General features: G+C 69.5%; 11 protein-coding genes. 5 read left to right on the top strand and 6 right to left on the bottom strand.

Annotated features, from left to right (window positions below):
* Window positions 1-667: 667 nt before the first annotated feature.
* From G6045_RS19475 to G6045_RS19455, 5 genes are read right to left on the bottom strand one after another with little or no spacing between them, the layout of a single operon-like run.
* On the bottom strand, window positions 668-1,021 hold the full coding sequence (locus G6045_RS19475; RefSeq protein ID WP_165333277.1) for a PIN domain-containing protein: 354 nt from the start codon (window positions 1,019-1,021) through the stop codon (window positions 668-670).
* Window positions 1,018-1,278: a ribbon-helix-helix domain-containing protein gene (locus tag G6045_RS19470; RefSeq protein ID WP_165333276.1), complete on the bottom strand. Its 261-nt coding sequence runs from the start codon at window positions 1,276-1,278 to the stop codon at window positions 1,018-1,020. The genes G6045_RS19475 and G6045_RS19470 overlap by 4 nt, the downstream gene beginning before the upstream one ends.
* A 55-nt stretch (window positions 1,279-1,333) precedes the next feature.
* Window positions 1,334-2,152, bottom strand: coding sequence for a hypothetical protein (locus G6045_RS19465; protein ID WP_165333275.1), 819 nt, complete (start codon window positions 2,150-2,152; stop codon window positions 1,334-1,336).
* Between the two features lie 14 nt (window positions 2,153-2,166).
* Window positions 2,167-2,370 carry a DUF397 domain-containing protein gene (locus tag G6045_RS19460; RefSeq protein WP_165333274.1) on the bottom strand — a complete coding sequence of 68 codons (204 nt, stop codon included), beginning with the start codon at window positions 2,368-2,370 and terminating at the stop codon, window positions 2,167-2,169.
* Window positions 2,330-3,178: a helix-turn-helix domain-containing protein gene (locus tag G6045_RS19455; protein ID WP_165333273.1), complete on the bottom strand. Its 849-nt coding sequence runs from the start codon at window positions 3,176-3,178 to the stop codon at window positions 2,330-2,332. The genes G6045_RS19460 and G6045_RS19455 overlap by 41 nt, the downstream gene beginning before the upstream one ends.
* A gap of 134 nt (window positions 3,179-3,312) precedes the next feature.
* Here G6045_RS19455 and G6045_RS19450 point away from each other — a divergent pair, with 134 nt between their 5' ends.
* The 5 genes from G6045_RS19450 to G6045_RS19430 all read left to right on the top strand — a co-directional run bounded on the left by G6045_RS19450 (window position 3,313) and on the right by G6045_RS19430 (window position 8,604).
* Complete coding sequence (locus G6045_RS19450; protein ID WP_235968056.1) at window positions 3,313-3,681, top strand: ATP-binding protein; 369 nt, start codon at window positions 3,313-3,315, stop codon at window positions 3,679-3,681.
* A gap of 276 nt (window positions 3,682-3,957) precedes the next feature.
* Window positions 3,958-4,047 (top strand): K(+)-transporting ATPase subunit F, encoded by a 90-nt coding sequence (kdpF, locus tag G6045_RS19445; RefSeq protein WP_165333271.1) that lies wholly within the window; start codon window positions 3,958-3,960, stop codon window positions 4,045-4,047.
* 8 nt (window positions 4,048-4,055) lie between these two features.
* The gene (gene kdpA / locus G6045_RS19440; RefSeq protein ID WP_165333270.1) at window positions 4,056-5,720 is read left to right on the top strand and encodes a potassium-transporting ATPase subunit KdpA; all 1,665 of its coding nucleotides are present in this window, start codon (window positions 4,056-4,058) and stop codon (window positions 5,718-5,720) included.
* Window positions 5,717-7,858, top strand: coding sequence for a potassium-transporting ATPase subunit KdpB (gene kdpB, locus G6045_RS19435; RefSeq protein WP_165333269.1), 2,142 nt, complete (start codon window positions 5,717-5,719; stop codon window positions 7,856-7,858). The genes kdpA and kdpB overlap by 4 nt, the downstream gene beginning before the upstream one ends.
* 23 nt (window positions 7,859-7,881) lie before the next feature.
* A complete protein-coding gene (locus G6045_RS19430) occupies window positions 7,882-8,604 on the top strand; it encodes a potassium-transporting ATPase subunit C (RefSeq protein ID WP_165333268.1) in 723 nt (240 codons plus the stop codon).
* A 58-nt stretch (window positions 8,605-8,662) separates the two neighbouring features.
* Here the strand turns inward: G6045_RS19430 and G6045_RS19425 are convergent, their stop codons facing one another.
* Window positions 8,663-9,799: a lipase family protein gene (locus tag G6045_RS19425; protein WP_165333267.1), complete on the bottom strand. Its 1,137-nt coding sequence runs from the start codon at window positions 9,797-9,799 to the stop codon at window positions 8,663-8,665.
* Between the last annotated feature and the right edge of the window lie 157 nt (window positions 9,800-9,956).

Raw genomic sequence — 9,956 nt, 5'->3', positions numbered from 1 at the left:
GGAGGGGGCGCGGGGGAGGCGTCTCCTCAGCAGCGCAGCGCCGTGTGCCGGGCCCGTTCGGCGGCAAAGTCCGGGTGGGAAAGGGGTGTTGGTAAGGGAGCCGCGGCTTCGGCCGTCGTCGCCAAGGCGGTACGGAGGCCGGGAACGGTGCTCGCGCAACCGACCGCCCAAGGGGTTTCCGCGCGCCCGCCCCGCACCGTGGGCATCGAAGGCGTCACCGGCCCCTCGACCGGCGTCCGCTCCGACGGTCCGCAGCCCCGCCCCGCGGGCTCGGGAACGGGCAGCCCGCTCCCGTCGACGGCCTGCACGTCCGCCCGTACGGCCTCGGCGGGCTGCGTACCGCCGACCACAAGCAGCACGCCCAGCCACACCGACACTCCGGTCCGCACGGCGAACCGCCGGCCGCGCCGCCCACGGTGGCGGCACAGACCGGACGTACCGGTCAGACGCCGAAAACCCATACGTCTACGGTAATTTCGCCGTCACCCTTCGCGCATTCCTTCGTGCGAGTGAGATCGACTCGACGGGAGGGGCGGGTGGTACGGGAGTTGTGACCGAGGCGGATGTGGTGGTCCCGTGCCCGCACGGACGCGACCGGCTCGGCCGAGAGCAGAAACTCGCTGGGGGCGACCCGTCGGCGAGGTCCGGCCCGGCCCGCGCGGCGCGGTCAGAGCGGCAGATCGTCGGGGAGGACCCGGAACGCCTTGTGACGGCCCAGCGGGCGCACGGCGCGGAAGTCGCGGCGGTCCAGGGTGAGGATCGCGTCCGTCTCGAAGTCGGCGGCGAGCGCCACGTTGACCGCGTCGGCGAGGTCGAGGTCCAACGCCTGATAGCGGGCGCGTACGGATTGAGCGGCGCCGAGGTGGTTCTCGGTGATCTCGGGCACGGAGACCCGGCCGCGGCGCATCCAGCGCCGGATGTCCTCCACCGCGCGGACTGCAGCCGTGCGGCCGAGTTCGCGGGGGTGCGTGGAGTCGAGGGCGGCCAGCAGGCCGGAGGTGTCGGTGATGACGGTGATCACGTGGCGGTTCCGGACCCGCTCCGGCTTTGCACTGCGTCGGCGACGGTCTCTCTGACTTCGTGCTTCGTCATGGTGCGGCCGGATCCTTCAAAGGTCCGGGAGAACAGGGGCTCGTCCCATACGCGGTTGGCCATGGCCGCGAGGTGGATCCCCTGCCGGATGATCTCGGCCTCGCTGATGCCCCGGCGCTTGGCCGCCTCCTTGATGATGGCCAGGTCCTCAGGGTCGACGTAGACGTTGGTCCGCTTCAGAGACATGTACCAATCTTGGTCCAAGTCCCACATTGATGTACGTCCGCGCGGTCGCGGCCCGCTAGGCCCCCGAAGCCGGTGCCGGCGGGAAGGCGAAGCCGTCCGAGGTGTCGGCCGGGCGGCCCACGGACCAGATCCGTTCGAACTCCGCCTCGAAGTGCCCGAACCACGGTCCGTCGCGGCCCGGGAGGAGGGTGAAGACGGCGTCCCCGGTGGCGGAGCTGTGCGAGTAGATGTCGACGTGGATGAGACCGCCCGGCTGCTGCGGATCGATCATCACCAGGCCGAAGGCCGGGACGAACGGCACGAACCGCACCTCGACACGGCCCTGCGCCGCGTCCGGGCGCACCCGGTGGTCGGCGAGTTCGCGCAGCAGGTCGAGGGACGGGCGCAGCCGGTTGTCGAACACCTCGGGCCGGTCGGTCAGGGTGCTGCGCCGGGTCGCTTCGGCCGGCGCCGAGGTCGTCGGGTCGATCAACGCGACCCTGATCCGCGCCCCGGCGCCCGCCCGCCGCTGCAGCTCCGACACCGTGTTGCGCAGGGTGCGCGAGAGCGTCACGCCCACGAGGGCGATGTCCCGCGCCTGGCTGAGCTGCTCGACGAGCTCCGGCTTGTCGCGCGCGAAGAACTCCTGCGCGCCCAGGTCTCCCGCGAGACGGGACCGCACCTGGTCGGCGAGCTCGTCCACCTGTCTGCGGCTGCCGAGCAGCCCGACGGCGAGCAGCGCGAGCGTGGCGAGGGTCGCGGCGGCGAGCACCTTGCCGCTCGCGAGGTCAAGTGCCCCCAGAACGGCCAGGGTTATGGAGAGCAGGGCGGTGCTGTAGATCTCCAGGTTCCGGCCGTGGGACAGGTCCCGGCGTACGCGTCTCAGGAAGCGCATGCCTCCGCGGCCGCCTAGATCTCTCCGCGCACGGCAGCGCCGACGAACCGCGCGAAGCTGTCGGCGGGGAGGGTGAGGACGGGGCCGTCGGGGGCCTTGCTGTCGCGGATGGCGATGTGGGGGGCGAGGTCGGCGACCTCGACGCACTCGCCGCCGGTGTCTCCGCTGTACGAGGACTTACGCCACTGCGCGCTCGTCAGGTCCTGGTGCCGGTCCATAACGCTCCTCCATGACGCGGGCGATCCGCGCCGCCGAGTCCTCCACGGAGAGCGCGGCGGCCTGCAAGTGATCGTAACGGAGCGAACCTTCCCTGACCGCATGCGAGTTGGCGGTCATGTGGCCCTGCACGAAGTCCTCGGTATAGACGAGGTCCGGATCGCTGTCGAAGCGCATCAGCGTGTAGGAGCCCATCAGCCCGGTGTGTTCCCCTGCCTCGAACGGCAGGACCTGGACCGTCAACCAGTCACGCTCCTGCGTATCCAACAAGTACGCCAGTTGGTTCCGCATGACCTCCCGGCCACCGATCTCCTGATGCAGCACCGCCTCGCTCAGCACGACCCACACCAGCGGCGGCTCCTCGCGCTCCAGGATGCGCTGGCGCTCCAGGCGCGCGGCTACCTTGGCGTCGAGGTCGCCCTCCTCGCGTACACCGAGCACGGCCCGCGCGTACGCCTCGGTCTGCAGAAGCCCGTACACCAACTGCGCCTGGAACGTGGAGATGTACGCGGCCCTCGCCTCCATCGCCGCGTACGCCTGGAACCACGTCGGCAGCTGGCTGCGCAGGACCAGCCCCACCAGACGCGCCAGATGCCCGTCCGAACCGAGCGCCGCATCAAGCCGCTCCGACAGCTCGCGCGTCGGGACCTTGCGGGCCGTCTCGATCTGTCCGATCAGAGAGCCGGAGCAGAAGACGGCGGAACCCAGCTCGCCCTGCTTGAGCCCGGCCGCCTCGCGCAGCCGCCGCAGCTCCGAGCCGTAATAGTCCAGCGGCGAAGCGCCCGGATCGAGGTCGCGGACATTGACCATGGCTGGCCACCCCCAAGCCCACAGAACGCGCCGTTGCGTTCAGCTCGTAGCTCAGAGTAACCACCCCACTCCAACCTGGAGCCATGAATCAAGCAACTCCCCCACGAACCGCGCCCCTTGGCCCCGCCTACCGCATGACCCTCACCGTCGGCGCCCACTCCGCCCGGCCCCTGCGTCACATCCTGCGCCTGCACCTGAAGGCCTGGCGGCTCGACGGGCTCGCGGACGCGGCGGAGCTCGCGCTCACCGAGCTGGTGTCGAACGTGATCAGACACGTACCGGGCGGGCGCTGCACGATCCGGATCGTGCGCCGCGAGCACGGGATCCGTGTGGAGGTCGCGGACGACAGCCCGGTGCTGCCGCAGCCGGCCCCGGCGTACGACGACCTCATCGAGAACAACCGGGGCCTGCTCCTCGTCGACTCGGTCACGGACCGCTGGGGGGCGGACCCGGACCCCGACGGGCGGGGCAAGACGGTCTGGTTCGAGTGCGACACGGCCTGATCGCCGCCGGGATCCAGGAGCGGGAGCGCGGGGCTTTCCCGCAGGTCAGCAGGCCCCGTCAAGGACGCGTCAAGGCCCGTCAACGGCACATCAAGGCCGCGCCCCGCCGCGTATGAGAGCCGTCAACGAAGAACGCGGCCGCCGGAAACAGGGCTTTCCTCGAAGAGTCCGATCACTACTGAACCTGGAGCTTGCGATGGCCGACGTGGCCTTCGTCGTCACCACACTCGCGGTCTTCGCGCTGGTGGCCCTCATAGCCAAGGGGGTGGCAAAGCTGTGAGCGCTGAGAACATCGTCGGCCTGATCGTCGCCGTCGCCCTCCTCGGATACCTGATCCTCGCCCTCATCAAGCCGGAGAGGTTCTAGGTACGGATATGAGTTCCGCACTCGCCGGCCTGCTCCAGCTGCTCGCGCTCATCGCGGCACTGGCGCTCGCCTACCGGCCCCTCGGCGACTACATGGCCAGGGTCTACTCCTCGGACAAGCACCTGCGCGTCGAGAAGTGGATCTACAAGGCCATCGGCGCCAACCCCGACACGGAGATGCGCTGGATGGCGTACCTCCGCGGTGTCCTCGCCTTCTCCGCGGTCGGCGTCCTCTTCCTGTACCTCTTGCAGCGGCTCCAGGGCAGCCTCCCGGGATCCCTCGGCTTCAAGTCGATCGACCCCGACCAGGCCTTCAACACGGCCGCGTCCTTCGTCTCCAACACCAACTGGCAGTCGTACTACGGCGAACAGGCCATGGGCCACGTCGTGCAGACCGGCGGCCTCGCGGTGCAGAACTTCGTCTCGGCGGCCGTGGGGATCGCCGTGGCGGTGGCGCTCGTCCGCGGCTTCTCGCGCAGCCGCACCGGTGAACTCGGCAACTTCTGGGCCGACTTGGTACGCGGTACCGTCCGCATCCTGATCCCGCTCTCCGTCATCGGCGCGATCGTGCTCGTGGCTTGCGGCGCGATCCAGAACTTCGCCGGGATCCACGAGGTCGGTCAGTTCATGGGCGGCCACCAGCAGTGGAACGGCGGCGCGGTCGCCTCGCAGGAAGCCATCAAGGAGCTGGGCACCAACGGCGGCGGCTACTTCAACGCCAACTCGGCCCACCCCTTCGAGAACCCGGGCGCCTTCTCGAACCTCTTCGAGATCTTCCTGATCCTGCTCATCCCGTTCTCGCTGACGCGCACCTTCGGCAGGATGGTCGGTTCCCTCAAGCAGGGCTACGCGCTCCTCGGCACGATGGCCGCCATCTGGCTCGCCTTCATCGGCCTGATGATGTGGACCGAATTCGCGGGCCACGGGCCGGCGTTCGACCTCGCCGGCGGCGCGATGGAGGGCAAGGAGACTCGGTTCGGCATCGCGGGCTCGGCGCTCTTCTCGGTGTCGACGACGCTCACCTCGACGGGCGCGGTCAACTCCTTCCACTCCTCCAACACCGGCTTCGGCGGCGGCCTCAACATGTTGGGCATGCAGCTCGGCGAGATCGCACCGGGCGGTGTGGGCTCCGGGCTCTACGGCATGCTGATCATGGCGATCATCGCGGTGTTCCTCGCGGGCCTGATGGTCGGCCGCACCCCGGAGTACCTGGGCAAGAAGATCGGCACCCGCGAGATCAAGTTCGCGGCCTGCTACATCCTCGTCACGCCGGCGCTCGTGCTCGGCTTCACCGCCGCGTCGATGGCGCTGTCCACCCCCGGCCACTCGATGACCAACTCGGGCGCGCACGGCTTCTCCGAGATCCTGTACGCCTACACCTCGGCCGGGAACAACAACGGCTCGGCCTTCGCCGGCCTCAACGCGGACACCCAGTGGTTCAACACCACGACCGGACTCGCGATGCTGCTCGGCCGCTTCCTGCCGATGGTGTTCGTCCTCGCCCTGGCGGGCTCGCTCGCCGAGCAGAAGCCCGTACCGGTCTCCGCCGGCACCCTGCGTACCGAAAAGCCGCTGTTCACCGGCCTGTTGATCGGCACGATCCTGATCATCACCGGCCTCACCTACTTCCCGGCACTGGCCCTTGGCCCGCTCGCCGAAGGACTGGCGTCATGACGATCGACGACACGCTTGCGACCCGCGCACCCCGCACTCCGTCCACTCCGCCCGCCCCGCCCACTCCCAAGGAGCCGGCCGGGAAGGTCGGCGGGGGCCTCTTCGACCCGAAGCAGCTGCTCAAGTCGCTGCCGGACGCGGTGCGCAAGCTGCACCCGCGGGTGATGGTCAAGTCTCCCGTGATGTTCGTGGTGTTGATCGGCTCGCTGGTCACCACCGCGCTCGCGGTCACGAACCCCGGCGCCTGGTTCGGCTGGGTCATCACGGCCTGGCTCTGGCTGACCGTCGTCTTCGCCAACCTCGCGGAGGCCGTCGCCGAGGGCCGCGGCAAGGCGCAGGCGGACACCCTGCGCAAGGCCAAGACGGACACGGTCGCGCGCCGGCTGCTGGCGGACGGCAGCTCCGAGGAGAGCGTCCCGGGCACGGATCTGCGGATCGGAGATCTCGTGGTCTGCGAGGCGGGCGACATCATCCCCGGCGACGGTGACGTCGTCGAGGGCGTGGCCTCCGTGGACGAGTCGGCGATCACCGGTGAATCGGCGCCGGTCATCCGGGAGTCGGGCGGTGACCGCTCGGCCGTCACAGGCGGTACGAAAGTGCTCTCCGACCGCATCGTCATCAAGATCACGACGAAGCCGGGCGAGACCTTCATCGACCGCATGATCAACCTGGTCGAGGGCGCGGCCCGGCAGAAGACCCCCAACGAGATCGCGCTCAACATCCTGCTCGCCTCGCTGACCGTGGTCTTCCTGCTCGCCGTCGTCACCCTCAAGCCCTTCGCCATCTACGCGGGCGCCGACAAGCAGACCTCGATGATCGTGCTCACCGCACTCCTCGTCTGTCTGATCCCCACGACGATCGGCGCGCTGCTCTCGGCGATCGGTATCGCGGGCATGGACCGTCTGGTGCAGCGCAATGTCCTGGCCATGTCGGGCAGGGCGGTCGAGGCCGCCGGTGACGTGTCGACGCTGCTCCTGGACAAGACCGGCACCATCACGCTCGGCAACCGGCAGGCCGCCGAGTTCGTGCCGGTGCGCGGCACGACGGCGGCCGAGGTGGCGGACGCCGCCCAGCTCTCCTCCCTCGCGGACGAGACCCCGGAGGGCCGCTCCATCGTGGTCCTCGCCAAGGAGAAGTACGGGCTTCGCGAGCGCCACCAGGGCGAGCTGGCCGGCGCCGAGTGGGTGCCGTTCACCGCACAGACCCGGATGTCGGGTGTGGACGTGGACGGCCGCAAGGTCCGCAAGGGCGCGACCGGTTCGGTCCTCACCTGGGTCACCGAACGCGGCGGCACGGTCGCGGACGACGCCTCCGACCTCTCGTACAAGATCTCTGAATCCGGCGGTACGCCGCTCCTCGTCGCGGTCGAAGACATCGGCCCGGATGGGAGGACCAGCGCCCGGGTGGTGGGCGTCATCCACCTCAAGGATGTCGTCAAGGAGGGCATGCGCGAACGCTTCGACGAGCTGCGCCGGATGGGCATCAAGACGGTCATGATCACGGGTGACAACCCGCTGACCGCCAAGGCCATCGCCGAGGAGGCGGGCGTCGACGACTTCCTCGCGGAGGCGACGCCCGAGGACAAGATGGCGCTGATCAAGCGCGAGCAGGCCGGCGGCAAGCTGGTCGCGATGACGGGCGACGGCACGAACGACGCGCCCGCGCTCGCGCAGGCCGATGTCGGTGTGGCCATGAACACCGGTACATCCGCGGCCAAGGAAGCCGGGAACATGGTCGATCTCGACTCCAACCCGACCAAGCTCATCGAGATCGTCGAGATCGGCAAGCAACTCCTCATCACCCGGGGAGCGTTGACCACCTTCTCCATCGCCAACGACGTGGCGAAGTACTTCGCGATCATCCCCGCGATGTTCGCGGTGGCCTACCCGCAGCTCGACGCGCTCAACATCATGCGGCTGACCTCGCCGGAGTCGGCGATCCTGTCCGCCGTCATCTTCAACGCGCTGATCATCATCGCGCTCGTGCCGCTCGCCCTGAAGGGTGTCCGGTACAAGCCGACCAGCGCCGACAAGATGCTCCGCCGCAACCTCGGGATCTACGGGCTCGGCGGTCTGATCGCCCCCTTCATCGGCATCAAGCTGATCGACCTGCTTCTCTCTCTCCTTCCCGGGCTGTAATCCCTGAAAGCGCGGCACTGACCATGAACAACTCCGTTGGAAACACCGCCCGGTTGCTCGGTGCGGCCCTGCGCGCCCTGCTCGTCCTGACGGTCGTCACCGGCGTGCTCTACCCGCTCGCCGTGACGGGCGTCGCCCAGGGGCTCTTCTCCCACCAGGCGAACGGCTCCGAGATCAAGGACGCGACCGGCAAGGTGGTCGGCTCCTCGCTGATCGGCCAGACGTACAACCTGCCGCTGAAGAAGGGGCAGGAGACCCCGGCCCCGGACCTCAAGTTCTTCCAGCCCCGCCCGTCCAACGGCTTGGGCGCCAACTCGGTCAACACCCAGTACAAGCTGATTCTCTCGGGCGCGACCAACCGCTCCGGAGAGGACGGCGCCGACCACGACCCGAAGACCGGCAAGGCCTCCTGCCCGGCGAAGCCCGAGGAGGGGACGCTCTGCGCCCAGGTGAGGGAGGCCAGGGCGGCCGTCATCAAGGACAACTCCGTACCGGGTTACGAGGTCGATGCCGCTCGGATTCCCCCCGACGCCGTCACGTCCTCCGGTTCCGGCCTCGACCCGCACATCTCCCCGCAGTACGCGGAGTTGCAGGTCCACCGGGTGGCCGAGAGGAACGGGCTGCCGGTGGCGAAGGTCGAGCAGCTGGTCGAGGACCACACCGAGGGCCGCACGCTCGGCTTCATGGGCGAGCCACGGGTGAACGTCCTCGAACTGAACGTGGCACTGCGGGGGTTGACCCGCTGAACACGTGAAGGGGCGGGGTGCACATGAGCACCCCGCCCCTTCACGTCTCACACAGTGCTCAGCCCAGCCGCTGGGTCATCCACTTCATCACGGGCCCGACGGCGAAGAGGACCGTCGACGCATGCGTCCCGAACGGCACCTTGCGGAAGGTCACCTCGGGATTCGTACGGGACCACGTGCGGTGCAGGCGCACGACATCCTCGTACGGGATCAGCTCGTCGGACGTGCCCTGGAACAGCAGCACGGGGTGGTCCGGCACGGTGCGCCCCGGGTCGGACGCGGTCAGCCGGGCCCGCCAGTCGGCGCGCTCGAAGAGCCGTCCGCCCGGCGCCGCCTTCGGGTCGACGAGCGTGTGCATCTGCCGCCCCTTCATCGCGGCGAGGATGTCGCCGGAGCAGCTGGTGCGGGCCAGGCCGGCCAGGCGCCGGCCCTCCTTGGTGAGGCTGCGCTCCAGGCCGAGACCGGGATACGCGGCGTCGTGCCCGACCGCCGCCATCATCGCGAACCCGGCGCCGCCCTTGCCGTCGTTGTACGCGAAGGCCTTCCCCAGATCGGCCGGCACACCACCGGCCGCCGTGCCGCGCAACTTCAGCTCGGGCGCGTAGGTGTGGTGCAGCTCGGCGGCCCAGGCGGCGGCGTGCCCGCCCTGCGAGTAGCCGACGATGCCCACGTCGGAGCGCTCGGTCAGGCCCGACTTCCTTGCCTGGGGCAGCCGTTGGGCCGCCCGTACGGCGTCGAGGACGGCCTGGCCCTCGGACCGTCCGACGAGATAGGTGTGGTCGCCCTTCGTCCCCAGACCCTCGTAATCCGTCATCACGAAGCCCCAGCCGCGCCGAAGCCCGCGGTCGAAGAGCAGCGATACGGCCGACAGGCGTCCCTTCGACGAGGCGCATTTGTCCGCGAGGCCCACCGTGCCCGGCGCGAAGACCACGAGCGGGCGGGGCCCCTTGCGACCGTCCTTGGGGACGATCACGGCCCCGGACACCACGTTCGCCTTGCCGGTCGCGCCGGTCGAGCGGTAGGTGATCCGCCAGCCGTCGGTCTTCTGCGTGAGCAGCCCGGGCAGCAGCCCGAACCCGGCGGGCTCCGCGCTCACCACATCCCCCGGCCGTGCGGGCCGCTCCCGCCGCTCCTCGGCGCGGGCGCCCGCGGGGCCGAGCGCCCCGAACGCCACCACGGCGACAAGACCCAGCACGCCATACGTCCGACCTGGACGTCTGCGCATCGTGAACCGCATTCCACACTCCTGACCTGGCCGTCGAGTAGATCTCCGACGGCGCTCATCCTGGCGGTGCGAGTGCGGCAAAACTGCCCATACGGCGCGTGTCGTAGGGAACGGATACGAACCACTC

Source organism: Streptomyces mesophilus, from assembly GCF_011044995.1.
In the GTDB taxonomy this organism is placed as follows: Bacteria; Actinomycetota; Actinomycetes; order Streptomycetales; family Streptomycetaceae; genus Streptomyces; species Streptomyces mesophilus.
The sequence above is the reverse complement of the archived record's forward strand: the minus strand, read 5'-3'. Positions and strand labels throughout refer to the sequence as shown.

Bases quoted from the DNA above. Each gene is read 5' to 3' on its own strand.
- G6045_RS19470 (WP_165333276.1), bottom strand. From the start codon at position 1,278: ATGTCTCTGAAGCGGACCAACGTCTACGTCGACCCTGAGGACCTGGCC.
- G6045_RS19465 (WP_165333275.1), bottom strand. From the start codon at position 2,152: ATGCGCTTCCTGAGACGCGTACGCCGGGACCTGTCCCACGGCCGGAAC.
- G6045_RS19460 (WP_165333274.1), bottom strand. From the start codon at position 2,370: ATGGACCGGCACCAGGACCTGACGAGCGCGCAGTGGCGTAAGTCCTCG.
- G6045_RS19455 (WP_165333273.1), bottom strand. From the start codon at position 3,178: ATGGTCAATGTCCGCGACCTCGATCCGGGCGCTTCGCCGCTGGACTAT.
- G6045_RS19450 (WP_235968056.1), top strand. From the start codon at position 3,313: ATGACCCTCACCGTCGGCGCCCACTCCGCCCGGCCCCTGCGTCACATC.
- kdpA (WP_165333270.1), top strand. From the start codon at position 4,056: ATGAGTTCCGCACTCGCCGGCCTGCTCCAGCTGCTCGCGCTCATCGCG.
- kdpB (WP_165333269.1), top strand. From the start codon at position 5,717: ATGACGATCGACGACACGCTTGCGACCCGCGCACCCCGCACTCCGTCC.
- G6045_RS19430 (WP_165333268.1), top strand. From the start codon at position 7,882: ATGAACAACTCCGTTGGAAACACCGCCCGGTTGCTCGGTGCGGCCCTG.